25 protein-coding genes and 5 pseudogenes are annotated in these 25,553 nt (G+C 67.0%); 13 read left to right on the plus strand and 17 right to left on the minus strand.

Annotated features, from left to right (window positions below):
• The 3 genes and pseudogenes from OHA03_RS47595 to OHA03_RS47605 all read left to right on the plus strand — a co-directional run.
• Nucleotides 1-536 (plus strand): annotated as a pseudogene (locus OHA03_RS47595) (IS110 family transposase); the annotation flags it as partial.
• Nucleotides 537-864: 328 nt separating this feature from the next.
• Nucleotides 865-1,962, plus strand: a complete 1,098-nt coding sequence (locus tag OHA03_RS47600; RefSeq protein WP_267010193.1) for a protein kinase family protein — start codon at nucleotides 865-867, stop codon at nucleotides 1,960-1,962.
• 264 nt (nucleotides 1,963-2,226) lie between these two features.
• Entirely contained in the window at nucleotides 2,227-3,210 is a 984-nt protein-coding gene (locus OHA03_RS47605; RefSeq protein WP_267010177.1) for an IS630 family transposase, read from the plus strand.
• Nucleotides 3,211-3,401: 191 nt separating this feature from the next.
• Here OHA03_RS47605 and OHA03_RS47610 read toward each other — a convergent pair whose 3' ends face one another.
• Nucleotides 3,402-4,793, minus strand: a complete 1,392-nt coding sequence (locus OHA03_RS47610) for an IS1380 family transposase (RefSeq protein WP_266999817.1) — start codon at nucleotides 4,791-4,793, stop codon at nucleotides 3,402-3,404.
• A 121-nt stretch (nucleotides 4,794-4,914) separates the two neighbouring features.
• Between OHA03_RS47610 and OHA03_RS47615 the strand changes: the two are divergent.
• Nucleotides 4,915-5,403 (plus strand): annotated as a pseudogene (locus tag OHA03_RS47615) (transposase); the annotation flags it as partial.
• A 978-nt stretch (nucleotides 5,404-6,381) separates the two neighbouring features.
• Nucleotides 6,382-6,618 (plus strand): hypothetical protein, encoded by a 237-nt coding sequence (locus tag OHA03_RS47620; protein ID WP_267009308.1) that lies wholly within the window; start codon nucleotides 6,382-6,384, stop codon nucleotides 6,616-6,618.
• A gap of 27 nt (nucleotides 6,619-6,645) precedes the next feature.
• Here the strand turns inward: OHA03_RS47620 and OHA03_RS47625 are convergent, their stop codons facing one another.
• The 3 genes from OHA03_RS47625 to OHA03_RS47630 form a co-directional block, all read right to left on the minus strand.
• Nucleotides 6,646-7,470, minus strand: a complete 825-nt coding sequence (locus OHA03_RS47625) for a transposase family protein (RefSeq protein ID WP_267010178.1) — start codon at nucleotides 7,468-7,470, stop codon at nucleotides 6,646-6,648.
• A 107-nt stretch (nucleotides 7,471-7,577) separates the two neighbouring features.
• A complete protein-coding gene (locus OHA03_RS48230) occupies nucleotides 7,578-7,874 on the minus strand; it encodes a MafI family immunity protein (protein WP_354006181.1) in 297 nt (98 codons plus the stop codon).
• 483 nt (nucleotides 7,875-8,357) lie between these two features.
• Nucleotides 8,358-8,927, minus strand: a complete 570-nt coding sequence (locus OHA03_RS47630) for a GNAT family N-acetyltransferase (protein WP_267010179.1) — start codon at nucleotides 8,925-8,927, stop codon at nucleotides 8,358-8,360.
• Nucleotides 8,928-9,264: 337 nt separating this feature from the next.
• On the opposite strand from OHA03_RS47630, the gene OHA03_RS47635 reads away from it, so the two are divergent.
• Entirely contained in the window at nucleotides 9,265-9,843 is a 579-nt protein-coding gene (locus OHA03_RS47635; RefSeq protein WP_267010194.1) for an ATP-binding protein, read from the plus strand.
• Nucleotides 9,844-10,153: 310 nt separating this feature from the next.
• On the opposite strand, the gene OHA03_RS47645 is transcribed toward OHA03_RS47635, so the two are convergent.
• Both OHA03_RS47645 and OHA03_RS47650 read right to left on the minus strand, forming a co-directional pair.
• Entirely contained in the window at nucleotides 10,154-11,428 is a 1,275-nt protein-coding gene (locus OHA03_RS47645; protein ID WP_267010180.1) for a PQQ-binding-like beta-propeller repeat protein, read from the minus strand.
• A gap of 992 nt (nucleotides 11,429-12,420) precedes the next feature.
• Complete coding sequence (locus OHA03_RS47650) at nucleotides 12,421-13,626, minus strand: ISAs1 family transposase (RefSeq protein WP_267004661.1); 1,206 nt, start codon at nucleotides 13,624-13,626, stop codon at nucleotides 12,421-12,423.
• A 145-nt stretch (nucleotides 13,627-13,771) separates the two neighbouring features.
• On the opposite strand from OHA03_RS47650, the gene OHA03_RS47655 reads away from it, so the two are divergent.
• Complete coding sequence (locus tag OHA03_RS47655; protein ID WP_267010181.1) at nucleotides 13,772-14,011, plus strand: DUF6400 family protein; 240 nt, start codon at nucleotides 13,772-13,774, stop codon at nucleotides 14,009-14,011.
• The gene (locus OHA03_RS47660) at nucleotides 13,995-14,240 is read left to right on the plus strand and encodes a hypothetical protein (RefSeq protein WP_267010182.1); all 246 of its coding nucleotides are present in this window, start codon (nucleotides 13,995-13,997) and stop codon (nucleotides 14,238-14,240) included. The genes OHA03_RS47655 and OHA03_RS47660 overlap by 17 nt, the downstream gene beginning before the upstream one ends.
• A 261-nt stretch (nucleotides 14,241-14,501) precedes the next feature.
• Here the strand turns inward: OHA03_RS47660 and OHA03_RS47665 are convergent.
• From OHA03_RS47665 to OHA03_RS47685, 5 genes and pseudogenes are all read right to left on the minus strand, one after another.
• Nucleotides 14,502-14,843 (minus strand): annotated as a pseudogene (locus OHA03_RS47665) (molybdopterin-dependent oxidoreductase); the annotation flags it as partial.
• A 14-nt stretch (nucleotides 14,844-14,857) separates the two neighbouring features.
• On the minus strand, nucleotides 14,858-15,286 hold the full coding sequence (locus OHA03_RS47670; RefSeq protein WP_267010183.1) for an SMI1/KNR4 family protein: 429 nt from the start codon (nucleotides 15,284-15,286) through the stop codon (nucleotides 14,858-14,860).
• A 407-nt stretch (nucleotides 15,287-15,693) separates the two neighbouring features.
• Nucleotides 15,694-16,707 carry a transposase family protein gene (locus OHA03_RS47675; protein ID WP_267010184.1) on the minus strand — a complete coding sequence of 338 codons (1,014 nt, stop codon included), beginning with the start codon at nucleotides 16,705-16,707 and terminating at the stop codon, nucleotides 15,694-15,696.
• A gap of 105 nt (nucleotides 16,708-16,812) precedes the next feature.
• Nucleotides 16,813-18,063: an IS3 family transposase gene (locus OHA03_RS47680; protein ID WP_267010185.1), complete on the minus strand. Its 1,251-nt coding sequence runs from the start codon at nucleotides 18,061-18,063 to the stop codon at nucleotides 16,813-16,815.
• A gap of 28 nt (nucleotides 18,064-18,091) precedes the next feature.
• The gene (locus tag OHA03_RS47685; protein ID WP_267010195.1) at nucleotides 18,092-18,445 is read right to left on the minus strand and encodes a VOC family protein; all 354 of its coding nucleotides are present in this window, start codon (nucleotides 18,443-18,445) and stop codon (nucleotides 18,092-18,094) included.
• Between the two features lie 333 nt (nucleotides 18,446-18,778).
• On the opposite strand from OHA03_RS47685, the gene OHA03_RS47690 reads away from it, so the two are divergent.
• Both OHA03_RS47690 and OHA03_RS47695 read left to right on the plus strand, forming a co-directional pair.
• Entirely contained in the window at nucleotides 18,779-19,246 is a 468-nt protein-coding gene (locus tag OHA03_RS47690; protein ID WP_267010186.1) for an HIT family protein, read from the plus strand.
• A gap of 141 nt (nucleotides 19,247-19,387) precedes the next feature.
• Nucleotides 19,388-20,386, plus strand: coding sequence for a nitronate monooxygenase family protein (locus tag OHA03_RS47695; protein WP_267010187.1), 999 nt, complete (start codon nucleotides 19,388-19,390; stop codon nucleotides 20,384-20,386).
• 156 nt (nucleotides 20,387-20,542) lie between these two features.
• Here the strand turns inward: OHA03_RS47695 and OHA03_RS47700 are convergent.
• Nucleotides 20,543-20,855: pseudogene (locus tag OHA03_RS47700) on the minus strand (transposase); the annotation flags it as partial.
• A 102-nt stretch (nucleotides 20,856-20,957) separates the two neighbouring features.
• Nucleotides 20,958-21,506 carry a TIGR03086 family metal-binding protein gene (locus OHA03_RS47705; protein WP_267010188.1) on the minus strand — a complete coding sequence of 183 codons (549 nt, stop codon included), beginning with the start codon at nucleotides 21,504-21,506 and terminating at the stop codon, nucleotides 20,958-20,960.
• 112 nt (nucleotides 21,507-21,618) lie between these two features.
• Between OHA03_RS47705 and OHA03_RS47710 the strand changes: the two genes are divergently transcribed.
• Together OHA03_RS47710 and OHA03_RS47715 are read left to right on the plus strand one after the other, a co-directional pair.
• A complete protein-coding gene (locus OHA03_RS47710) occupies nucleotides 21,619-21,960 on the plus strand; it encodes a helix-turn-helix transcriptional regulator (protein WP_267010189.1) in 342 nt (113 codons plus the stop codon).
• Nucleotides 21,957-22,418 (plus strand): SRPBCC domain-containing protein, encoded by a 462-nt coding sequence (locus OHA03_RS47715; RefSeq protein ID WP_267010190.1) that lies wholly within the window; start codon nucleotides 21,957-21,959, stop codon nucleotides 22,416-22,418. Before OHA03_RS47710 ends, OHA03_RS47715 begins: the two co-directional genes overlap by 4 nt.
• 83 nt (nucleotides 22,419-22,501) lie before the next feature.
• Here OHA03_RS47715 and OHA03_RS47720 read toward each other — a convergent pair whose 3' ends face one another.
• From OHA03_RS47720 to OHA03_RS47735, 4 genes and pseudogenes are all read right to left on the minus strand, one after another.
• Complete coding sequence (locus tag OHA03_RS47720; protein ID WP_267010196.1) at nucleotides 22,502-23,071, minus strand: transposase; 570 nt, start codon at nucleotides 23,069-23,071, stop codon at nucleotides 22,502-22,504.
• The gene (locus OHA03_RS47725) at nucleotides 22,987-23,583 is read right to left on the minus strand and encodes a winged helix-turn-helix domain-containing protein (protein ID WP_267010191.1); all 597 of its coding nucleotides are present in this window, start codon (nucleotides 23,581-23,583) and stop codon (nucleotides 22,987-22,989) included. The genes OHA03_RS47720 and OHA03_RS47725 overlap by 85 nt, the downstream gene beginning before the upstream one ends.
• A gap of 46 nt (nucleotides 23,584-23,629) precedes the next feature.
• Nucleotides 23,630-23,823, minus strand: a pseudogene (locus OHA03_RS47730) (IS5/IS1182 family transposase); the annotation flags it as partial.
• 407 nt (nucleotides 23,824-24,230) lie between these two features.
• On the minus strand, nucleotides 24,231-24,512 hold the full coding sequence (locus tag OHA03_RS47735) for a hypothetical protein (RefSeq protein ID WP_267010197.1): 282 nt from the start codon (nucleotides 24,510-24,512) through the stop codon (nucleotides 24,231-24,233).
• A 745-nt stretch (nucleotides 24,513-25,257) separates the two neighbouring features.
• On the opposite strand from OHA03_RS47735, the gene OHA03_RS47740 reads away from it, so the two are divergent.
• Nucleotides 25,258-25,553: transposase (locus OHA03_RS47740; RefSeq protein WP_267010192.1), on the plus strand; the 296-nt coding region annotated here is incomplete at its 3' end.

Genomic DNA, 25,553 nt, shown 5'->3' on the forward strand with positions numbered 1-25,553 from the left:
GCGGGGCCGGGCTGCTGATCGCGCTCCTGGTCAGCCACGGACAGACGGTCCTCTACATTCCCGGACGCACCGTTCACCACGCCTCCGGAGCCTACCGGGGCGACGGGAAGACGGACTCGAAGGACGCCTTCGTCATCGCCGACCAGGCCAGGATGCGGCGTGATCTGCAACCGCTGGCCGCGGAGGACGAGATAGCGGTGGACCTGCGGATCCTTACCGGGCGCCGCTTCGACCTGACTGCCGATCGCACCCGTGCCATCAATCGTCTGCGGTCCCAGATGCTGACCTACTTCCCAGCCCTGGAACGCGCCTTCGAGTACAAGACATCGAAGGGGGCACTGGTGCTACTGACCGGCTTCCAGACCCCGGCCGCCCTGCGCAGAGCCGGCAAGTCGCGTCTTGCCACGTGGCTGAAGAATCGCAAGGTCCGCAATTCCGCGGCCATCGCGGCCACTGCACTGGAGGCCGCCGAGTCCCAGTACACCGCTGTCCCTGGCGAGAAGACGGCTGCCGCGATGGTGGTCCGTCTGGCTAAGTGGTCGGCTCCGGAAGTCCTTCGGGGGTTGACCCCTGGGCCTGGAGGGTGTGTTCGCGGTCCGGGCGTCCAAGACGGTGCGGATGGAGCTCGACCACGGCGAGACAGACCAGATGCGAGCCGCTGAGCAGTGGCGGTCTGCCGGGGCATCGTGTTCGCCCGATCTTGTTGTCGATCTCCACGTACAGTGCGGCCAAAGGGTGTTCGGATCCGTGTTCACAAACGGGTCCTGGATGCCCTTCGCCCGTGCCAGGGGGCGAACCGCAGGGCTATGCGTCGCCGCGCGCCCTTTGGACGGGCCTAGGTATTTCAGAGAGGTTGGTGCCCTGATGGAGGTAGCCGTCGAGAGCTTCGACGCGTCGCGTGGTGCGCGTTTGGCGGCCTACAGTGCCGTCTCCACATCGCTGGCGCTGTGCAGTGATCGCGAACTGCGCGACCTTGTGGATACGGCTGCGCCGATGGGTTCTGGCATCGGCGGGACCTCAGCGTTGCTGGAGGTCGGCGGAACCCCAGTCTTCGTTAAGCGGCTGCCGCTGACCGATCTGGAAAGGCAGCCGGATAACGTCCAATCCACGGCGAACCTCTTCGGGCTACCTACCTTCTGCCATCCCGGCCTCGGGGTTCCCGGAAGCCCGGGATGGGGGGCCTGGCGGGAGTTGGCCGTGCACACCATGACGACGAACTGGGTGCTCGCACAGGACCATGAGGGCTTTCCACTGATGTACCACTGGCGGGTGCTGCCGCACCCCGGGCAGGCGCTGCCCGAGCAACTGGCCGACGTGGAGAAGGCTGTCGCCTACTGGGGAGGCGGACCGCAGGTGCGCCACCGGATCGAGGCGCTGCGGGACTCCTCGGCGAGCGTCGCACTGTTCCTGGAGTACATCCCGCAGAACCTGCACGACTGGCTGGACATTCAGGTCAAAGCCGAAGATGAGACTGCCGAGCAGGCCTGCACCATGGTGGCGAAGGAACTTGAGGCCGGAACCTCTTTCATGAACGCCCGCGGGCTCCTGCATTTCGATGGCCACTTCCAGAACATCCTCACCGACGGCAAGCGTCTGTTCTTCACGGACTACGGCCTCGCGATCTCCTCCCGGTTCGACCTGTCGAAGGAGGAGGCCGACTTCTTCGCCGAACACCAGACCTATGACCGCTGCTACACCGTCACCCACCTTGTGCAGTGGCTCGTCACTGCCCTGTACGGGTACGAGCGGGACGAGCGCAGCGCGTTCGTGCACGCCTGCGCCCGAGGGGAACCTCCGACGGGAATCCCGTCGCAGGTCGCGGCGATCCTCACCCGCCACGCCCCGATCGCCGCAGTGATGACGGACTACTACCGCGAGTTCCGTTTTGAGAGCAGGCAGACCCCGTATCCCCTGGAGGCGATCCGCCGGATCGGCGGGCCGGACAGCTTGTTCATCATCTGATGGACCTGGGCGGCCAACAGCCGGGCTGGATGCGGGAGGCTCCGGGTGCCCTGATCCGCTTCTGCTGAACGGCCTGCCTGCCTTGCCCGTAGCCACCGCGCGCCCGATCGTCCTGACCGCCGCCGAACGGCGCCGGCTCAAGAAAGCGGCCTACGGCCACAGGACCCCGCACCGTGACCGCCTGCGGGCGCAGATCGTGCTGCAGGCTGCCCGGGGCGGGGCAACGCAGCGATCGCCCGCGAAACGGGATCGCACCTGGACACCGTGCGCACCTGGCGGGTCCGCTTCGCCGACGGCGGCCTGGCTGCCCTGGCCGACCGCAGGCGCTGCGGCCGTCCACGACGCTTCACCCCGGTGCCGGTCGCCGAGGTCAAGGCCCTGGCCTGCCAACTGCCCGCCGAGACCGGCACCCCGCTGTCGCGCTGGTCGTGCCCGGAACTGGCACGTGAGGTCGTCGTCCGCCGCATCGCCGGCTCGATCTCCGCCTCCACCGTCCGCCGCTGGCTGCGCGAGGACACACTCAAGCCCTGGCAGTACCGGTCCTGGATCTTCATCCGCGATCCGAAGTTCCGGCCCAAGGCCGCCCGCATCATGGACCTGTATGCCGGCACCTTCGACGGCGTCCCGCTGGGCGCGGACGAGTACGTGGTCTCCAGCGACGAGAAGACCTCGATCCAGGCCCGCTGCCGCTGCCACCCCACCCTCGCCCCCGGACAGGCCCGGGCCATGCGGGTCAACCACGAGTACCGACGCGGCGGCGCCCTGGCCTACCTCGCCGCCTACGACGTCCACCACGCCCGCGTCCTCGGGCGCTGCGAGCCCACCACCGGCATCGTGCCCTTCATGAACCTGGTCACCCAGGTCATGACCAGCGAGCCCTACGCCAGCGCGAAACGTGTCTTTTGGATCGTCGACAACGGCTCCTCCCACTGCGGCAAGGCCGCCATCGACCGCCTGGCCAAGGCGTTTCCCAACGCCGTCATGGTCCACACCCCGGTCCACGCCTCCTGGACCAACCAGATAGAGATCTTCTTCTCCGTCGTCCAACGCAAAGTCGTGGCACCCAACGACTTCACGGACCTCGGCCAGATCCGGGACCAGCTCCGAGCCTTCGAAGACCGCTACAACGCCACAGCACAGCCGTTCCAGTGGAAGTTCACCACCTCCGACCTGGACGATCTGCTGGCCCGGCTCGACCGACACACACTCGACCGACAGGAAGAATCCTCCGCCGCACCAGCAACATGATCAACCCCCGAAGGACTTCGGGCTCCGAGCACTAAGCCTTGATCCACCGAGGTGGTTTGAGAGTGGTCTTTTGATCGGCTTCGGGTCGGGTGGCCGGGTGAGGGCAGCTTGTGTCCGCTGGTCTGCCCAGCATTTCCACGGTTCGGTTCCGGTCGGGCCCTTGCGGGCGGGGCGGGCAGGGGCTGTTCGTATCAGCCGGCCGGTCCGTGGGCGGTGGAGAACAGGTGTGTCCAGGCGTGCTGCCAGGGCCAGTTGTGCGGTAGGTGCAGGGTGATGCGGCGGCCGGAGCGGGCGATCCGGGCCGGAACGTGGACCAGGTGGGTGCGGATCGTGGCGGTGGTGGCCCTGGCGTGGAAGGCGGAGGCCTGTGCGCCGGTGGCCCGCAGCAGGTTGTAGGTCATCGCCCACAGGGTGAGCCATGCGGCGTTGGCGTGGAAGTGTGCGGAGGGCAGGTGGGCCAGGGCAGAGGCTTTGCTGTCGGCGATGACCTGCTCGATGACCGCGTGGTGACGGTGTTCGCGTTCGGCCTGGAGGGTCTGTGCGGGCTGGTCGGTGAAGAACGGGTGGTAGCGCCAGACGGGAAACAACTCGCCCTGCTCACCCACAACGGCGGGTTTGGCCAGGTCGCGGACCCGGCGCACGATCAGCCGCGCGGTGACCCGCTCTGCTTTTGTGCGGCTGGCGAACGCGGTGTAGGCGGGGATCTCGGCGACTTCGGCGTCCGAGATGAGTTCACCGGTTGCGGGATCGGGCACCGCGGTCGGGTACGTGATCTGCTGCCAGGCCTGGTCGGGGAGGGTGTGGATGGCCCGTTTGATGGAGGGGTTCATCCCGCAGGTGATCGAGAAGTGGGCTCCGGCCCGGCGGCAGGCGGCGATCACCCCGGCGTTGTAGAACTGCGAGTCCGCTCGCAGGATCCGGGTGCCGGTGCAGCCCGCCTCGACGGCGGTGGCCAGCGCCTCACTGACGAATTTCGGGGCCCCACGGGAATCGGCTGCCTTGCCGCGGCGCATCCGTACTGTTGCGATCACCGGCCGGGAGGTGGGGGTGCAGATCGTGGCAAGCAGGGGGTGCAGGGTGCGGATGCCCTTGAACCGGCCGTACTCGGCGCCCTGCTTGGCCCGGCCGTAGACCCGCTTGTGGGTGGAGTCGACATCAATGAACACCATCTGATCGGCGCCGGGAAGCAGCGGGGTGTGCGCGGCCAGTTGACCGAGGAACCTGCGGTGGACAGCGTGGAGTTGGAGTGCGTGACCGTGGGTGAACGCGCGAAGGAACGTGCCCAGCGTGGACGGCGCACGAACCCCTCGGAACAGGGCGGGCATCGCGCCGTGCCGCAGCACGTGGAGGTCGTCGATGCTGTCCGCGCCCGCCGCCATGCCGGCCACGATGCTGCTGACCTTGGCGCCCGCCGACGCACCCGCGCCGTTCGTCGTCCCGCTCAGCTCCACCTTCTGCGTCACCAGGCCCGACAGCCCACACCGTTCGGCCAGCCGCATCACCGGAACCAGCCCGGCAAGCGCGACCAGATTCGGGTCATCGAACGCAGCGGAGACCGCCGCTGGAGTATGGGAAACTTGCATCTCGGAAGTGCCTTGCCGATCGTGCGTGCTGGAAGCCTCAAGAACTCCCATCATCGCAGGTCACAAGGCACTTCCTTGTTTCCCGAAGAGTCATCCACAGCCATCAGATCGGTGGATCAAGGCTAAGGAGGTGATGGCCCTTGACGAGGAGATCGCTGACACCGACCGGCTCATCGAGGGCCGGTTTCGCGAGCACCGGCACGCCGAAGCCGTCCTGAGCATGCCCGGCATCGGCACCCTGCTCGGCGCCGAGTTCATCGCCTTGACCGGCGGGGACATGGACGTTTTCGGCAGCCCCGACCGGCTCGCCGGCGTCGCGGGACTCGCCCCCGTTCCCAGGGATTCCGGGAAGGTCAGCGGCAACCTGCGCAGACCGCACCGTTACAACCGACGACTCCTGCGGCTCTTCTACCTCTCCGCCCAGGTCGCAGCCCGCTGCTGCCCCGTCTCGAAGACCTTCTACGACCGCAAGAGAAGCGAGGGGAAGAACCACAAACAGGCCGTCCTTGCCCTCGCCCGCCGACGCCTGAACGTGCTCTGGGCCCTCATACGAGACCATCGGACGTTCGAGGTCGCCCCACCTCAACACACCGTCACAGCAACACCATGACGCGATCACGAATCGTCACCCACCCGGCTTGACAACCTGATTGGGAATCACAGTCGTTCGTACAGTGGCGCGCTCCACCTTGACGCCCTGAACCACGCCCGCTCCACGGTGTGTGGGCCGAAGGCGGACGGGATGGGAGCCGAGGAGAGTGGTGGGTGCGGAGGCGCATGATGTTGGCGCGTTGGGGAACCGGCAGGTTCGGCACATGCGTCGTCGCCAGAACAACGTCACGCAACTACATCAAGAAGGCAGGGCATGGAGCCGGATCCCTCGATTTGGGAGTTGCTGTTCGCGTTCCTCTTCGTGGGGATCGTCGCCATTGTGAGGATGTCGTTGATCGTGGTCCCAATCATCGGGGTCGGGATCTGGACTGTGTCGCGAGTGCGCCGCCGGCGTAGCCGCGACCGTTAGTCCAGCACCATTGCAGCCGTGCCCCACTCGTGCCCCATCGGGCGGGGACCGGCGGGGACCGACGGACACTCACGGACAGCGCACATAGGAGCGGCCTCCGACCGATTGCCTGGTCAGGGGCCGCTCACCTGCGGTGGGCGTGGGATTTGAACCCACGCTGACATCGCTGCCACGACGGTTTTCAAGATCGCTCGTGGACTTGACTGACTTGTGCCTCATCCGCCGGCGGGGTCAGCCACTGAGGTCTTCTCGGCAACCTGACGGTTGCAGTGCGTGACGACCCGCTGGACGGCGGCATGGTGACCCGGCGTCAGGCATGGAGGCTTCACGCGTTGCCTGTGTCACCTACACCGCGGTGCTCAATGTCCGTCGGGAGACCGCCGAGAACGTCGCGAGTAGGGACGCCCGGCCCGCAACCCCGCCGGGGAGCTCGTCGGCCCGAGCGTCCCGGGCCGCCACTACGGAGACTGGTGAGCTCGCATGTTCATCCCGACCTGGGAAACTCGCGACAGTTGTATACACGAAACGCAGCAGCATCAACCCCCAGCCCCCACTTATACTCCCTCGATGAACGACATGCGGTGCACTCAATGCGGTCAGGTCGGGCTTGAGCAGGGCTTTGTTAGTGACAGTGGCCAGGGCTCCCGCGGGTACGCGCGATGGTTCGGAAGCCTCCTAGAGCGGGGCATAATGGGCATAGCTAAGACGCGGGGCCTGCCGCAATGGCAGATCGATGCCTTCCGCTGCCCGAACTGCGCGCACCTGGAACTTTTCGCCGTCCAGCGATTGGACCTTCGTGGGTAACGTCTCGCGACGGTTCGTGATCTTCGTTCAGGTGGTGCGGCCGTGCTCCATCTGGAGCAGGGCGAGGGCGGCTCGGGCGATTCGGGTGATGCTGCCGGGGTCGAGGCTGACTCTGCGCAGGGCCTTGAAGGTCACCTTGAACAGGGCATTGGCGCGTTCGGCGACGCCGTGGATGCCGCGGATCACCTTGTTGAACGTCTTCTGCTTGAGGTCGAGTTCGCGTCCCTGAGGCTTCTTGGCGGGGTGACGGAAGCCAGGGCCAGCGTTCTCGTAGCCGAGGTCGGTCAGGGTCGGGATGCCCAAGGTGGCGGCGAGGCGGTTCAGCGCGTCGACGAGGCCGTGGGTGCGGGCGCAGGTGGTGTCGTGTTCGCGGCCGGGGCGGACCGGGGAGACCCAGATCGGCCAGCCGTCCGGGGCGGAGATGACCTGGACGTTGCCACCGTGGTGCCGGTGTTTTCCCGACCACCAGAGGTCTGCTTTGTTGGGGCCGGGGGTGGCGACGCGGTCGGTACGGATGACGGTGCCGTCCAGGTTGAGGTGGGTGTATCCGGCGGCCGTCGCGCGCTCCAGGGCGGTGGACAGGTCCGGGGCGTGGTCGGCAAGCACGGTCAGGCCCTCGTGCAGGTAGCGGTAGGCGGTCGGTGTCGAGATGCCGTTGTCCCGGGCCAGTTGGACGAGCCGGGCCCCGTCGGTGAACCACCGCAGCACGAGGACTGCCTGCTTGAAGGCGCCCAGCGCGCGGGTGCCTCTGCGAGTCCCGAGCCGTTCCCGGTGCTCGTGTAGCGGTTTCGCAACGTGCTCGGCGGTCTCCCGACGAACATTGAGCACCGCGGTGTAGGTGACACAGGTCAACGCGTGAAGTCTCTGGTGCTGGGGAACGTGATATTCGCAGACCTGTTCCTACCAGGGGCTTCACTCATGCCTGACGCCGGGTCACCATGCCACTGTCCAGCGGGTCGTCACGCACTGCAACCGTCAGGTTGCCGAGAAGACCTCAGTGCGCGCCTAACGCGAGTCTGTGTCTCCTCAGGGAAATCAGAGACCAGGACGAGCACTTGTGCACGGTCGGCAGGCGAAACGAGCATGGGGTCTTCGAGATCCCCGATCCAGTCAGAGAGCGTCTCGATAGCGAGCGCATGCTCACCGGCCTTGAGGAAGTCGAGCACGTCCCAACGCAGGGGCTCTGAGTCGGAACCCATGAGGGACTCGACGAGGCTCCGTACGCGCTTCTCCCACGCTGCGTGTGACTGCACCATCCCCGCATCCTGGCACGTGGGCCCGTAGCGTGCCCGACGGTTCACCGTAGTCGAGATGCTGCGCCGACGAGGGCCGCGCCTGTAGCTGCCGCGACCTGCGCACCTTTGTTACCGCCCATGGCCGCCCTTACAAACCAGATGTCGGCGGTTCGAAACCGTCCGCGCCCACCAGCTAGAACGCGCCCGCAGCGAGTCGCTGCGGGGGCGTCGACAGCAGTTCCTCAGGCGCATCGCGTAGAGGTGGGCTGCGTGAGTAGAGAGCTTCTCTACGGGTTCGAGGCCCGCGCACGGCGCGGGCGCGCGCCGCATCTGTGGCGCGGCCTGCCTCCTGCCCGCGCCCCGGCTGGCCGCGCCCGGCGGGGCGTTACGTGCTGCGGACGGAGGAGGAAAACCCGATGCGGCTGAGGCGGTCGACTCCACGACTTTATAGGTCGTCTGTTTTGGTGCCGAAGGGGCAGGAGCTGAGCTCGGTGGGTTCAGATTTCAGGGGCAGGGAGTGCCGTTAACGGGCGGCGTAGGGCGGATCAGCCGCCAGACCACGCCGATCCCACTGCCTGAGGGAGCTGCGGGCGGTGTTACCTGTTCACGCAGGACTTCGGTGAAGCCCAATCGGCGTGGTATCGCGGCGCTGGAGGTGTTGGCCAGGTCGTGCGCGATTTCTAGGTACTCCACGTCCGGCAGGGTGAACATCTCGGTGATCATGGCCGCCGTCGCTCTCGTGGCGATGCCCTGGCCAGTGGCGGCAGGGTGCAGCCAGTACCCCATACATCGGCCCCGGGGTTCGGCCCCGCGGTAGGTCTGGCACATGCCAATGAGAGTGCCGTCTTTGGCGATGGCGTAGTTGTACACGTCACCGCTTGCCCAGTTCGACTCGGACTTCGCGAGGAAGTCGCGGGTGCTCTTCTCGCTGTGACGGGCGGCCCACGGCTCCCAGGGGCGCAGGTGGTCCAGAGACTCCTCGATCAACTTGAATGCCGGAGCGAAGTCCCTCTGCCCCCGCCAGCGTCGCAGGACGAAGTCTCCGCACTCGATGATCTGCCTCGGTCGCTCCATGACGGCCATGATTGTTCGCAGAACGGCTCGCTGCAACGGGACGGCCCACGACGACCAATGGCGACTACTCAGCCAGCCGTGGCCAGGTACCGGAGCTGCAAGAACGCAGGTCTCCAAGATTCCCGACAAGACCCAGGGCAAGAAGACGGGGGCCTTTGCCGCAGCCTGCTGGCTCAACTGCCGCTGCTAGCCTCCCATTGACGAGGTCGCCCGCACGGTAAGGGGCGGGACCCGGGGTGCGACATGGGCCGTCTGCCTCATCATCTGACCGCACGAGAGCTGCACGAGCAATCGTCAGATCCTGTGGATGCGGCGTGACTGGATAACCGGGCAGCGGATGCCTGCCCCGTTATGGTGTTGGTGGTCGGCGGGTCGGTCGGGTGTGCATGCGAGGGTGTCGCCCATGTTGATCGTGATGTCGGGGCTGCCCGGTGCAGGGAAGAGTTCGGTCGCCGAGGCGTTGGGGCGAAAGCTGGCTGCTCCGGTAGTGTCCGTCGACCCGATCGAGGCGGCGATGTGGCGTGCGGGGGTGGCCGGTAGCCAACCCACTGGCCTTGCGGCGTATGTCGTAGCCGAAGCCGTGGCTGACGGTGTGCTGGCCCTGGGCCAAACAGTGATCGTCGATGCGGTCAACGCTGTGGAGGCGGCGCGGGAGCAATGGCGGTCGCTGGCGGATCGTCATGGCGTGTCGGTGGTGTTCATCGAGGTGGTGTGTTCGGATCCGGTGGTGCATCGTCGGCGGTTGGAAGGCCGGTCCAGGGATCTCGAGGGCTTCGTTGAGCCGACCTGGGAGGCGGTGGAGCGGCTGCGGGAGGAGTTCGCCCCGTGGGCCGATCACCGGTTGGTGCTGGATGCGGTGATCGACCTGTCAATGAACGTTGCGACGGCCCTTGGGTTCCTGGCCGCGGCAACCTGATCCTTGATGGGCTTGAGCGCCGGGATCGTGGGAGTGTTCTCAGGCCGCGGTGTCCTGCTCGCGTTCGACCAGGACGCCGCTTTCAAACCTGACTCCTGCACGAACCAAGGGGACCAGATGGGCCCGCAGCGAGCGCGCTCCGGCGGACCTGGGCGGACTCGACGAGCTTGAACACCATGGCCAGGACGGCGGCCGGGCTGCCCGCGTCACGGGTGACCTTGGTGCGGACGAGGCTGATCGCCAGTTCACATCGAGAAGGGCAGGGGCTCCGCAGGCCCTTCAGCAACGTCGGCACCGCGGCTCGGGCCGTTCAGGTCACGAACAATACGTCGTGCAGCGCCTCAAGCCACCCGACTCTGATCACGCCGTTACCGGCCTCCCGGACCGCAAGGTCAGTCAGTGAGAAGTCGCGCGGCACTGTCATGTCCGGCAACCGCAGCCTGTGGAGCAGGTCTCCGCTGTGGGCGTCCAGGACGAGCAGATCGGCATGGAGGACCCGGCTCTCGCCCCCTTCGAAGAACAGCGAGTTCTGGACGATGTAGACCCGCCCGTCGGCGCACTTGGCCAAGCCGAACGAATTGCCTGCCGGAGCCTGGCGCTCCCAGGCACGCTTGCCAACCTGCGTGTCGTAGCCGGTCAGGACGGAGAAGCCGAAGCTATCCGGCGATTCGGGGTTCGCGCCGGAGATGATGATGCCGTCTCCTGCGTCTTCCGGGAACCAGGAGTCGCTGGAGAATTCGGCCCGCAGCCTGGCGCCCTTCCTGTCGACGTCCAGTACTTGGACGCGGGCCATTTCGCCAAGCTGGCTGGTGGTGTTCGGGGAGACTGCGACCAGGGTGTGATTGTCGGTCTTGTAAAGCTTTTGCCGGACGGTGCGCTTCCATAGCTCGGCGCCCGTACGGTTGTCGACGCCGATCACCACGCAGTTCTGGTCGTCCGAAGACTCGCAGCCCAGTTCGACCGCGGTCAGATGATTCGGCAGGTCGTGCACGGCCCAGGGATACCTGCAGGAACGGGGAAGTCGGAGCGTCCACAGCTTCTTCCCGCTGCGTTCCGAGAAGGCGGCAACACCACCCGGGGTCTGCGCGACGACCTGTCCCGCGCCCAGGTGAATTCTCTGGAAGACGTCGCCGTCGCGTGAGAATTCCGTACGCCACCGCACGTTCCCCGTACGCAGGTCGATGCCCACCAGCTTGCCGTCATCGGACCAGGCCACCACCGTGTCGGCGGACGCCGCGACCGAGGGCATGTCGGCGCCCTCGTCACGCCGCTCGTAGCGCCAGTACTCCTTGCCCGTGCCCAAGTTCAGGGCCCGCACCCCGGAGTCAGTGGGGGCGATGGACAGACCATGGACGAGCGCTTCAGGGCGATAGGACTGGCGTGAGACTTGGGACGGCGCGGCTGGAGCCTCAGTCCCCAACGCCGCCGGGAAAGGGCCCTGGTTGCCGGTGATCACGTCCCGCTCCATGTACCACTCGACCAGCAGGCTCGACATCATAATGACCAGAACGGCCACCCAAATCACCATGCGCTTGCGCATCGCCGCCAGGTCCGGTTCCGTCAGCAGACGCGGTACTTGTGTCACAGCACTTCCCCACCAGCCAACCGCCTGATCCTCGTGATCCGGCGGCGCAGTGATCTTCCCGTCCCTCTGCCAGAGAAACAAGGGTGGGGCAGATGGCCTCTCCACAGCAGGTCACACGGCTTCTGCAGGACAGCAGGGTTCGAGCACACAACGCCGCATCCCACGGGCAGGCACCACAGAGCTTCCCCCGCGCCGGCTTCCGAGTGAGTGGCGAGTCACGATCTCGAGTACGTGACCAGTGAGAGACATAGGACCAACTCAGTGTTTGAGGGCGTTTGAAGCAGCGCCCCGCGGTGTTGCGTCGGTGGTAGACCTCGCGGTCGAAGCCAGATGGCCGGCCGCCGCGGCGGCATGTCGCTCGGGCTGCGCCCTCCCGAGGGCCTGGTGACGGCGCCAGCGGCTCCTGCCGTCACCAGGAGGTGCCCCCGGGACGCTCTCGGCCGGGTTAAGCCAGTTCTGGCCGAGGCCCGTGCTGCGAACGCAGGAGCCACGCCGGAACCGGCCTTCCGGCAGGCGTCGGTACTCCTGCCGGCGTTGTTGATACGGCGCACCACCTGCGGCACCGAGTCGGCCGAGTGCGACGCTGACCGGGGCAGGTGCGGCCGGCCCGGTCGGCGTCCGTGGCGATCTGCCGGCCCAGAGACGGATGGCTGGTAGCCCGGCTCACCTGTTGCGCCGCCTGCTCGCGCGTCAGCGCGCCCAGGTCCATGCGGCAAACCCCGTGAAGTACGTCACAGTGCCGTGCGGGGACCGTGTTCGCTGTTGGTTCCCGGTGCCGGCAACGGCCCACTGCTGTCTGCCGATCTGAGGGTTCCCCGTTGACGGGCCGGACGCTGCGTCGCTCCGGGGCGACTTAGGCCACCCTTCCCTGTCGCTGCAGTCGCCTGATAGATGTGGAATTCCGACACTCATCGAAAGTCACACAATGAACGAGGAAAATCTCACCGGTCCCATACCAGGGTCATTGCATGATCGAGATCTGTCTGGGTTCGTCACGTGAGACCGAGGGTTCGTAGGGGCCGGTGGTAGTCGCGGCCGGTGTGGCGGAGGGCGGCGGCGATGTTGGTCTGGCCGTCCTGGCGGAAGACGCTGATGGCGAGGTTGCGCAGGGAGGCCATGGCGCGAGGCAGGGTGCCGGTGCGGACCTTGGAGTCGTCCTCGCGGAACGTGCGGTCCCGCACGTGGTGCAGGAGGTTCTCGATTCCCCAGTGGCCTCTGATCCAGGTGGCGAGCTCGGTGCAGGTGGCGTCGAAGACGCTCAGGCTGGTGATCAGGTAGACGCGCTCGATGGTCAGCTTCCCGGTGCTCAAGTCGCGTCGCCACCGTACGACTTGGATCGCCTGGCGGGCGCCGGGGTAGTCGAGGTGGCTGAACGCGGCGACCTTGAGCCGGCGGATCTCGTCGCGGTGGTGGGCGTGGTCGCGAGTGCGGTGCCCGAGCGGGATGTCTCGCCAGGGCAGCTTCCTGACCTGGGCGTACAGGCCCGGATGGTTCTTCTTCACGACGGCCACGTAGTGCGCGCCGCGACTGGTCAGATAGGCCCCGTGGTCGTGCTGGGTGTGCAGTGCGTCGGCGGTCACCACCGTGTTCTCCAGCTCGAGACCGTCCAGCAACGGCGCGAAGGAGGGGATCTCGTTGCTCTTGGAAGCGACCTGCCGCTGGGCCAGGACCACGCCGTGGTGGTCCATCGCCGCCAGCAGCTGGATCGCCGCGGCCGTTGCGGTTCGCGATCCGCGGACCACCTTGCCGTCGACCGCGATCACCCGTCGCACCGGCCCTTTCTCCGCCTCCGGCTCGACCGGGGGCGGCGTTCTGGCCTGCAGATACGCGCTGATCGCCGCGTCCAGCGCGTCACCGTCCACACGCTGCAGCAGGCGGCGCACGGTTGCGGCGTGCGGCACCGGCCGCAGACCGGTAAGTGGATCGGCAGCGAAGCCGAGGACGCCCAGCACATGCTGCGGGGCATCCGTGATCCACTCGCTGATCGCGATGAGCGAGCGAGCCCCGGTCAGCACCGCCGAGACGGCTGCGCACAGCAACGCGAGGGCCGGATACCGCAGTCCTCGCGCATCGCGGGGATCGGCGACCAGGATCAGGAAACGCCGCAGGTCAGCGACATCGCTTGAGGTGAGGGGATCAGTCGGGGAACCCAGTTTCTCCAGTGCGGAAGGGATGGGCGATGATGTTCGGGCAGGCACGGTCTCGCTCGGTTCTCATGGGTCTCGACAACCACATGATCACCAGCACCGTGCCTGCTCTGCTCTCCCGGGCCCCTTGCCCCACAACGGACATGACGCCACGTCACTCACGAGACCGGCGAACCGGACCAATCCCAATCACGCAATGCCCCTGGGTCCCATACCCTTCAGCATCGATCTGACCTTCGAGGAAGCTCGACGGCGGGCGGAGGTCGTGACCGCACTCGGGCCCGACTGGGACCCGATCGCCGCTCTCCAGGGCGAGGACGAGGCCTACACGCTCCTCTACTCGAACCTCGACGCCGAGCAGCAGCGCACCTACGACCTGCTCGTGGCGGCCGGCGTCCTGCCAGGAGGGGAGCCGGGCCGTGCGGCTGCCCATTGATCCACAGGCGGACGTCGCCCGCCGCGCCTGGCTGGCCTGCCCCGTCTGCGACGACGCCCGCCATTGCGAGCCCTGCGCCGACCGCCGTAACTGCGGTGAGCACTGGCGCTATCTGATATCCAGCAACGGACCGGTCGTTCACCTTCAGTGTCCGCGGTGCACACACATGTGGTCAGTGAACACACGGCCCGGCGTCACCCGCCGCGACGACAGCACCTCCGGTTGGTGACCGACGGCCGGCTCGGGACGTGGCCTGTTGGTCACGGGACCTAGGACTGATCGGTCTGTCTTGGCATTCATGCAGCTCAGAGCCATTTTACTGGGGTGCAGGTCAGCAAGTCGTCAGCATCGGTCCCGGTCCTGTCCCGCGGTTGTTGACCTTGGACACCGCAGGCGGCGATGCCGGTGCCCCTCGGACGCAGCGGACGTCCGGATGTCGCGGGGGGGTCACGTCTCGGGTGCCTCGCTGTCCGCGTCGCCCTGGGCGCGGTCACGGTGACAGGAGTGCCCCGTCGGCGGGTCGCGCCTGGTAGGAGTAGCGCTGTTCTTGGCAGGGGCCGGCGATGTTGTGGCAGCCGCGTTCTTCCCAGAGGCCGCGGCCGTCTTCCGTCAAGTACTCGATGCCGCGTAGCGACTTGGGTCCTTTGTAGCCGTAGAGGTGCGGGACGACGAGGTGCAGGGGTAAGCCGTGCTCGGCGGTGAGTGTCTCTCCTTGATGGTGCATGGCCAGCACGGTTCGGGCGGTGGTGAAGTCGGCCGGGCGGAGGTTGGCGGCGCAGCCGTGTTCCGCCCAGGACATCAGATGAGTGACGTCCGGTGCGGGAGGTGCCAGCGAGGCACGCTCGGTTACCACCAGTCGCCAGCACCCGCGAGGGAGCGGTGCAGGTAGTCCTTCAGCTCTCGTGCGGCCCATAGCCGACTGTCGGTTTCGTGGTCCCAGACGAAGATATCCGGACGCTCGGGCGTCAGTACGAAGGCGAACTGGTCGCCGCCGCCGTTGCCGCCGAAGAACAGCAGCGGATCAAAGGGCATGTACAGCCCCGGGAACGCATCGGGGGCCCAGAACAGCAGGTTCTGCTCCACAATCCGCTCCAGGGACCACACGACGTCAGTCCCGTACTCACCGACCATCCCGTCGGTCTCCAGCAGTAGCGCAGTCAGCTGCGCCGGCAAGCTTCGGCCCAGGCGCCGCTCCGCCTCGGCCAGCGCCATTGCGCCAACGGGTGCCCGGAATTCGACGTCGGGCAAGGCTCCAGTAGCGGTTTCTTTCCACATGGGGCGCAGCTTAGGCGGGGCCGAAGGCGGACGGGATGGGACTTGGGGAGGGCGATGGGTTGAGGTGGGTCGTGAACGCTCGCTGTAGCGTGATCGCATGGATGAACCCCGGATCAAGGTGTACGGCTCAGCAACCGAAATCTCCGTTGCGGCCAATGCCGCAGGGTTGCGGGACCTGGCTGAGCGACTCATGGGTCTCGCTGATCCCGAACTCAGGGACGGGTACCACGAGCATCTTGAGGGTGGTATCAATCTCGAAGAGGGCTCGGTCAGTGATCCTGGCCCGAGACGAAACGCTGTAGAGACGACGCCCACCCGGCGCATAGGCGTACCCGGCACGTGCCCGACACCCGGGAACCAGCGGGGAACCACAGCATGTGGCGGAGCGCTTCCGGCTGAGCCACAGGTCAGGGCATCCGCAGGTCAGACCCCATGCACGTACGGGATCCTCCAAACTGCGGCTGGCGATCCACGCGACCGCCACCAGGGGTAGCCTTCCCGTCCGTTCGAAGGTCCATCGAGACTCCCTGTGCACTCCATCGTTCTCCTGCTGCGGAGCGCGCTGGGCCTTGGTGGGCATCTGGGAGCGAACCCGCCAGGCTTCGGGACCTGGCTGGAGAAGTTGCGGGTCTCCTTCTGCGCGGATCCGGTGACCGGCGTTTGCCCCGGTGAGGCGCGGCTGGCGCACGACGAGCCCCGCGTCCGGTGACCAGATCGCGCTCTGCGGACCAGTTGAGCAGCCAAGTGACCTCGTCGGCAAGTCCCCGGTAGCCTTCGTCGGCCTCGGCTTTCAGGCGTGGGTGGAGCCGGAACTGTTCAGCGATGCCCTCGGTGCGCCTCGCGGTCTGGTCGTGCATCCGGCCCGGCCGCACGGCCCCGCACCACAGGGTGCGTCCTTGGCCGTCGCTGATGGTGGTCTTGATCGTGTTCTGCTTGCGTTTGCCGGAGACGAAAGCGGCCCGTCCGGGGCGCCCGGCCTTCGGCCAACGGGCTTGGACTTCGGCGCCGTTGATGCGAAGCGTGACGTTTTCGGCCTCGGCGTAGGCGAACACGTCGGCCAGGGTGCGCAGGCGCAGGCCTGGTTGCTGCGGGACGGCGACCCCGCGTTCGGCCAGTGGCAGCCTGATCTCGCCAGTCGCCCGGCCGATCATGGAGGACCCCACCCGATGCGTCACGCCGAGGGCCTCGCGGGTCAAACCGGTGCGTAAGTGGACCAGGGCGACCAGTAGTCGGTCGGTGAACACCAACTCGTATTTTGGCGCACCGCCGGCCCGGCGCCGCGGCACCGCTGGCGGCGTCAGGACTCGCATCGCGCCTCCCAACTGCGGCCCGAGTTCGGTGCCAAGCTCGCCAAAGTGTTCCCATGGCAGCCCGCAGGAGCCGTAATGGGACATGGCCGCGTGGGCCTGACCAAGGTTCACACCTCGACAACCTGGTGGTCCACCAGCACGTAACCGCATGCGTGAAGATGCGGTCAGGCGGGCTGCCACAGCTCGATCTGAACCGCCCCGGGTTCGGTAGAGAGCTCAGATAGCGGTTGTGACCTGGGGTTTCGTGGTCGCGAGGTAGTAGTTGTTCTCGTACTCGACGGGCGGGACGTGGCCTATTTCACCGTGGAGGCGCCGGTGGCAGTACCAGTCGACCCATTCGGCGGTGGCCAGCTCGACCTGGGAGAGCGTCTTCCAGGGCCGTTGCGGCTTGATCAACTCGGTTTTGTAGAGACCGATGGTCGATTCCATCAGGGCGTTGTCCAGTGCGTCCCCGACGGAACCGATGCTCGCCGCGAGACCGGCGGCATCCAGGTGCTCGGCGAGACGGAAACTCGTGTATTGCGACCCGGCATCGGAGTGATGGATCAACTCGCCGTGCGTATACGGGTGTTGGTCGCGGTCGCGTTGCCACAGTGCCATCTCCAGCGCGTCCAGGACGAGCTGGGTCTCCTTCGATGTGGAGGCGGACCAGCCCACGATGCGACGTGAAAAGGTATCCACGACGAAGGCGACGTAGACGACGCCCGCCCAGGTCGCCACGTGGGTGAAGTCCGCGACCCAGGTGCGGTTGGGCGCCTCGGCGACGAAGTCGCGCTCGACGCGGTCCGGTGCCCGCTCGGCCTTCTCGTCCGGGATCGTGGTGATGACCCTCTTGCCGCGCACCGCGCCGGCGATGTTCAGCTCGCGCATCAGCCGCTCGACCGCGCAGCGGGCCACCGGGATGTCCTGGCGGTTCAGCTCGCGCCAGATCTTCCTCGCCCCGTAGACGCGGTAGTTGGACGCGTAGATCTCCTTGATCTTCTCTTTCAGCCCGGCGTCGCGCACGGTCCTCGCGGACGGCTCGGCCAGCCGCTTGTGGTGGGCGTAGTAGGTGGAAGGGGCGATCTTGCAATCGTGCTCGGTGAGCACGCGGCAGATCGGCTCGACACCGCCGAAGCGGGCCCGGTGCTCGTCGATGAACGCTACGAGCGTGTGTGGCCGGTCGAGCTCGGCCGCGAAGAAACTTGCCGCGGCTTTCAAGATGTCGTTCGCGCGGCGGAGTTCGGCGTTCTCCTTCTTCAGGGCCTTCATCGCCGCGGACTCCTCCGACGTCGTGCCGGGCCGCCGACCGGAGTCGATCTCGTCCTGCTTGACCCAGTTCCGCAGGGTCTCGGCCGAGCCGATGCCGAGTTTCTGGGCGACCGTCTTCAGCGCGGCCGACTCGTTCGGGTAATCACCGCGGACCTCGGCGACCATGCGGACCGCTCGTTTGCGCAGCTCAAGGGGATAGGAGGAGGGGCGTGCCATGACTCAATCCTTACATGGAATCGAGTCTCTATTCGAACCGGGGCGGTTCAATCCGATTGCCCTCAGGATCGGTGGCCCAGCCGAATCGTCCGACACCCTCCATGTCCTGCGTTTCTTTGGCCACGTCGGCTCCCTTGGCGCGCAATTGCGTGAGCATCGCATCCAGGTCGCGGACCCGGAAGTTGAGCATGGTTTGCTGGGTGCGGGACCCGAAGTATTCGGTCTCGGACTCGAACGTCGCGAACACCGTCGGCCCGGCTCCCTGACGCCACAGGCCGTTCTCATCGGCGTCCAGACCCAGGCATTCGCGATACCACGCGCCGAGGGACGCCGGGTCGGCGGCCCGCATGAAGTATCCACCGATTCCAAGCACACATTCCATGCCGCTATCTTGCCAGGATGGCGATCGGGTGGGTTGGCACCACACCATCGCCCGCTTCACTCCCGTCTCAATCGCGGGGGAACTCGTTAGCGACTGAGGCCAGCAATCACACAGCCTTCGAGCAGCTCGGGCTGATCGAATTCCTAGCGGGTGTCTACATCCAAGGAGCGCCATCTTGGGGCCGGTTCGGGGCCATGTGCGCATGTCCGGGGCCGACCAGCCGACGACAAAGGGTGTTTTTGATTTTGATCACCGGACTCGACTGGGTCCCAGGTTCCTGTGGTCCAATGCTGAACAGGAGTCATGGGGCTGTCTGGATTGGGGGGAGCGTCGGTGATTGAGGATTCCGGTGTGAATGGCGGGTGTCTGGCGTGCGACCTCATGGTTGGCAAGGCTCCGCTGCCGGGTGGAAACGTTCTGCGAACTGAGTCCTGGGTTGTCGAGCACTGTGTCGGTCCGCTTGGTCTGGGCACCGTTGTGGTCAAGCCGGCTCGGCATGTGGTGCACGTCGCCGAGTTGACGGCGCAGGAGTCGAGCGAGCTGGGGCCTCTGGTGCAGAGGGTGAGCGCCGCAGTCACCGAGGTGATGGCCCCGGAGCAGGTGTATGTGTGCCTGTGGTCGCATGCTGCCGGGGTTCCCGGCCACATCCATTTCGTCGTGCAGCCCGCTGGAAAAGAGGACATGGCCAGGTTCGACGCATTCGGTCCCGCGCTGCAGGTGGCTATGGGCGAGGCGGGTTGTTTCCCCGAGGCAGCGGAGATCGAGCGGGTCTGTGAACGGTTGAGGGAAGCCCTCGGTTGAACCCGCCGGGTCAGCCCGCAGCAGCGTCGGGGGCTCGGTCTGCCCTACGGCGTGTCCGATGGGTCGCATTCGATACAGACACCCAACGGTCCTCTTGACATGCCGCCCGCCGGCGTTTCGTCAATCCGTTAATGTTCGTTCATGTTGCAGACGAGATTCACCGATATGTTCGGGCTTGCCCATCCGGTGATGTCGGCCCCCATGGCCCTGCACAGCGGTGGGACACTTGCTGCCGCGGTCTCCGCCGCCGGCGGGCTCGGCTGTTTCGGGGGTACGCATCCCTGGAAGGGGCCCGACTGGATCCGTGCGGAGATCGCGACCATCCGTGCCACGACGGACCGGCCGTTCGGAGTCGGCTTCATCACGCCGTTCCTCCCTTTCACCGAGCCGCTGTTCGACGCCACGCTGGAGGAGCGGCCAGAGGTCGTCGCATTGTCGTTCGCCGATCCGCAGCCGTGGCTTGCCCGGGCCAAGGACGCGGGAGCCCGGGTGATGTGCCAGGTTCAGAGCTACAAGGACGCGGAGGCCGCGGTTGCGGCAGGGGCCGATGTCCTGGTGGCGCAGGGCAACGAGGCCGGCGGTCACACCGGGATGATGGGCTTGCTGCCGTTCCTGGCTGGGATCGTGCGGAGGTACCCCGATGTCCCGGTGCTGGCCGCGGGCGGCATTGGCGACGGACGAACGCTCGCGGCCGTCCTCACCGCCGGAGCGGACGGTGCCTGGCTGGGCACGGCATTCCTTGCCACACCCGAGGCGGTCGAGGTGCACGACGTCCACAAACGCCTGATTGTCGAGAGCGACGGTGGCGACACCGTGTGGACACGGGCCTACGACATTGTGTCAGGACTGCCTTGGCCGAACGGTATTGGCGAACGCGTCCGCCGCAACCGGTTCACCGTCGAGTGGTCGGAGCGCGAATCAACGTTGCGGGACCGCGCGGAGGAATTCGGGCCTACGGAAGGTGCCAACCCGTTCGAGGCCCCGCCCGACCCCGATACGAGCGAAATTCTTTACGGCCAGTCGGCGTCCTTCGTCGATGGCGTGCGCCCGGCCGCTGACGTGGTCCGCGCGATCAGCTGCGAGGCCGAGGCGATCCTGGGCTCACGGCCTTGTTCGCTGCTCGGCCGACCGACAGCCTGATCGGCGTGACAGCCGGCCCTGATGGAACGGCCGCACCCGCCCAAGCTGTGTGGCCCGGACACTCAGCATCCAAAGCGCCGCCCCCATGGGCATGGCACGTTTCGTCGGGCGTGTTGTCGCGCATGGCAGTACACCAGGTGTTCGGGGCGTCAGGGAGCGGAGCCAAAGACGTGGGGCAGCAGGGGCCGCGGTGCCGTGAAAGACGTAGGTCCGCTTGTCACAGCGCGTGGCCACGGTCCGGGAGATCTTCAACCGATGGATCAGCCGCTCGACTTAGTTCCTGCGGGCATAGCGAGCCGGGTCAAAGGCGGTGGGGCCTGCCGCCGCTGCTGCCACGGCGTTGGCGGTAGGTTCGCCGGCCCTGGCGTTCCGGGATGATGAGCCTGATCTGTCGACGGCGCAGATAACGGCGGTTGCGGCGTGATGAGTACGCTTTGTCACCGTTCAGATGGTCCGGCCGGGTGCGGGGATACAGACTTCGGCGCTTCAAGGTGATGGCGGTGGAGATCGAGGGAGAGTGGAGGTCGGTGGGCAGCCCCGGATGCCTGCCCACCGACCTTCTGTTGGTGGGTCAGCCGATCCAGCCCGGGTTGCGGCCGCTGAGGGCGAGCGCGCGGTCGAAGGCGGAGGCGTCGGCCGGTGCGGTGACGGCCTGGCCGTAGCCGCCCTTGGCGCGTGCCTGGTCGGCGATCTGCTCGACCACGCCGAGTAGTACGGTGCCCGCTTCTTCGCCGACCACGAATGGCTGGCCGGTGGCGTGGGCCAGGTCCCAGCCGTGCAGGGCGAGCTCCTGCAGGGTGATGCCGGCGGCGAGGCTCGCGGGGTAGGTGCCGGGGCCGAACTGGGTCTCGCCGGTCATCGCCTCCGGCTTCAGCCAGGCCGCGACCGCGCGTTCGGCGCTGGCCGCCACCGCGGCGGGCTCGGTGAGGGGGGTGGGCTCGCCGGTGCGGGGGAGCTTGGCGGCCGCAAGCTCGGAGTCGGGGAGCACACCGCCGAGGTGGGCGAACAGCTCGGCGACGGTGTACTGCGCGCACGGAGTGGCGGCGCTGAGGCGGTCGGCCCGGATGGCCTCAGCGGCGCGGGCGAACAGGGTGGCGAACTCGGCCAGTGCGGTCTGCATGGTGGGGTCCTCGGTGCTCTCGGGCTCGTTGTTCTCGGGCTCATTTCTTAAGTCGACACTAAAATGAGTACCCTGTGGAGCGCAAGCTGAAGCCCTGACTAAAATGACAGGCATGGAAGCGGTCCAAGCGATAGCCGAACCCCGCCGGCGCGAGATCCTGCGGCTGGTCTGGGACGACGAGCTGTGCGCGGGCGACATCGCCGAGCGGTTCGAGGTGACCTTCGGCGCGGTCTCCCAGCACCTGAAGGTGCTGCGCGACGCGGGCCTGGTCACGTTGCGCCAGGAGGGCCGCAAGCGGTACTACCGGGCCGACCGGGAGGCGATGGGACCGATGGCGGCCTACCTGCAGTCGATGTGGGCCGACAAGCTGGACGTGCTCGCCGAACTGGCGGAAGCGGCAGAGGCAACGGAAGCGGCCGAACGGGCCGAGAAGTCGAAGGGGAGCGGCGCATGACGACGACCGACCAGGTGGTGCTGGAGCGGTGGATCGCCGCCCGCCCGGAGACGGTGTTCTCGTTCTTCACCGACCGGGAGAAGTGGCTCTCCTGGATGGGCCGGGACGGCGAGTTCTCCTTTACCCCGGGCGGGGCGTACCGGACCGGCGTCAACGCCCACTGCGACGCCGTCGGGCAATTCCTGGCCGTGGACCCGTACCACCGGGTGGTCTTCACCTGGGGCTACGAGGACGGAGACAAGTCGGTGCCGCCCGGCGCCAGTACGGTCGAGGTGACCCTGGCCCCTGACGGCGAGGGCACCCTGCTCACCCTATTCCACCGCGACCTGCCCACCGAGGCCTGCGCCCCGCACTTCGAGGGCTGGACCCACTACCTGGACCGCCTGGTCGAGCGCGCCGAGGGCGGAGACCCGGGGCCGGACAAGTGGCTGGAGCCGCATGCCTCTGTTCCGCACTGAGGGCGCGACGATACTGGCCCGATGGGGTTCCTCATCTGCCTCACGCTGCCCGAACTGGTGCTGCCGCTACCGACTTCGGCGCTTCAAGGGGATGGCGGTGGGAGATCGAGGGAGAGCCCGGTTCCGGCGAGGAAGCCATCGAGGACGTCGTGGCGGTACTGAAGTCGTCTGAGTCGGTTGCGGACGAGTGTGGCGAGCCGGTCCAGGGCGACGCAGGCGAGGTTCGCAAGGCCGTGCTTGACGTGGGCCCACAGGTACTCGACCGCGTTCAGTTCGGGTGCGTAGGCGGGCAGGATGAGCACCGTCAGCCAGTCCCGGGCGCCGATCAAGTCGCGCATGGCCTGGGAGACGTGAGTGGTGAGCCAGTCCCAGACCAGCACGATCGGCGCCTTGACCAGCTGGTGGACTCCGTCGACAAGACCGATGTAGTCCCGCTCGGACAAGCTGCGGCGCTCGCCCTTGCGACCGGTGTGGCACCGCAGCCGGTGGCGCAGCCGGGTCCGCGAGCCCGGGCGCATCGCGAGCAGCTCGGCGACCGAGACCCGTCCGGAGCCCCTGCCGCTCACCTTCACGACCGGGGTGATGCCGCGGCGTCCCCACGTGCGCCCCTTCGACGGCCTGCGGGTGAACCCGGCTTCGTCCTCGAAGCAGATCCATCCGTCGCAGGCCGCCCGGGTGCTTTTACCTCCGCCCATGTCGCCTCCTTCCACGCGGCCACGGCCTGGTCGTCGCGCTCCGCGGCCCTCCGCGCTGGGATCTGCGGGGTGAAGCCGAGCCGACGCATCAGCCGGGTGGCCCCCGAGACGCTGTAGGAGACGTGGAACTTCCTGCCGATCAGCGTGGCTACCCGCGCACCGGTCCACACCTGGTCCTCCACCCAGCCGTGTCCGGCCGGCCCCTGCTCCAGGTAATCGGCCAGCTTCTCCCGGCACCGGCCCGGCAGCTTGCAGCGCCGCGCGCTCGCACCCCGTGAGGCCAGCGCCCCCGCACCGCCCCGCGTCCACGCCTGGTACCACTGGTAGGCCGACTTCGAGCTCACCCGCAGCCTGCGGGCAACCTCCAGCGGCCTGACCCCCTCGGCGAACAACCCGGCGGCCTCCAACCGCACCGCCTCACGGCGCTGACGACCCTTCGCCGCCAGCCCGCCCGCATCCGAATAGCGCATACCCACGGCATACGGCACAGGTGACCATCCGTCAGCAGCGTGAGTGTTCCAGGACCGCGATCATCTGCGGCGCATCGCCCCACTGTCCGGGCCTGACCAGTGTTGCCAACTGCCGCAGTTCGCCTTCCCGGCCAGGTACGCTTGCCAGGTTTCCGCGGTGCCTGTCTTGCGGGCGCCGGAAGCGTTCTGGTGAGCACGGCACACGGTGGAGTCCACGCTCACCATCGACCAGTTGATACGCACTTCACTCGAGTCCCTGGCCCGATCCGTACTCGGTTCAGACCTTGGTGCAGGATCAGGATGACGACTGCTTCGGACTCTGATTGATCCACGACGGCAAGCTGGTCGAGGTGCCGCTGCCGCGCACTGGGCGAGAGGCTTTCGAGTGCAGCGTTACCAGTATTCTCAGCCGTACCGACAGGGCGGACAGGTGAAAGCAGTCCTGTGCCGCTGCCCCGAGTAAACAAGGTGACCGGGCCCTGACATGCCCGATCGGCCGGGAACTGACGCGGAGCCATGGTTACCGACGGGCAGCGCATATGAGCATGGGCCCCAACCGATTCACCTGGGCAGGGGTCGTTCATCTCCGGTGGGCGGGGGATTTGAACCCACGGTGACGTCGCCGCCACGACGGTTTTGAAGATCGGTCAGTCACCAACGAACCAGAGATAGCGGTGCGTTCCGCTCTCGACGACCTGGCACATCGCTCGGGCCTGGTCCACCCAGGCGCCACCATAGGCTTCGGGAAGTCGATCAAGCTCCGCGAGCAGCAACGGCACCTGCCGCTCGTTGAAGACGGCATCCCCATAGGGATTCAAGGCCCACAACATCGGAAAGTTCACCGGGTCCAGCGCGGGGAGGAGGTCCGTCCACTCCAGTCCGCCCTTGGCTCGGGCCACGAGCTTTCCCAGGTCCCCGCGCACCTGCATGTTGATCACTCGCTGACCCTACCGGCAGTTGATGCCAAGTCCGCAAGGCATGCGCCCAGGTGTCGCTCCTCACCCCGGGCCGTCCTTGGGCTGTGAGGTGAACCAACGTCGCCTTACAACGACAACTGCCGACCAGTGCCCCCGAGCTCAGGAGAATGATCGGCGGTTGCGTTGCCGGTCAGGAAGGCGACGTGTCACTGGTTCGGCTACCGACCGAGCCCAACCTCGCGTTTTTCATGAAACGGGCTGTCCGGCGGATGGTCAGGAACGACCCAGGTCAGGTCCCATCCGCATACGGGATCTTTTGAACTGGAGCACCGGCACGGTGCACCTCCACAATGAGACTGCGCCTGCAGTGCGCTCGTATCTGGTGGAGGGCGCAAGTGCCTGCCAGGATCACGCTGTGAACGACTCTTCGACTGCCACGAGATTGAGCAGAGCTCTCGACTGGGCAGGGCTGATCCCGTCCGCCCTCCTTCTTGCGGGCGGCATCAGGGACTACCGCGACGGCGGGTCGGTGGGCTGGCAAATTGGCGGAGCGGCTTTGGTTCTGGTCAGCCTCTGGGTGATCTATCGGGGGAGTCTTCGCCGGAGCGGCAGGACCACCGAGTTGCCGTAGGCGGAGCAATGCTCAGGACTTGTGGATCGGTTCCGGGAGGGACGCGAAGGGCGTACCTTCCCGAATGATCCTGTGATGGTCACCGAGTAGGCCCGCGTTGCAGCGCGGGTCGGGAAGGCACGCCCTGTGCTCAGCGTAGTCACCGACGACGGCTCCACCCTGTCCGGCTCCCTGATCGACGAGATCGTTCGCGAGGGCGCCCGCCGAATGCTGGCCGCCGCTCTGGAAGCGGAAGTCAACCAGTACATAGCCGAGTTGGCTGCCGAGACAGACGAGCGCGGGCGTCGCCTCGTGGTCCGCAACGGCCACCACCGGCCCCGGACCGTGGCCACGGCAGCCGGGGCCATCGAGGTCACCGTGCCCCGGGTCAACGACCGCCGCATCGACGAGTCCACGGGCGAGCGCAAGCGGTTCTCCTCCAA

The sequence above is a fragment of the Streptomyces sp. NBC_00154 genome (assembly GCF_026342835.1).
Classification (GTDB): Bacteria; Actinomycetota; Actinomycetes; order Streptomycetales; family Streptomycetaceae; genus Streptomyces.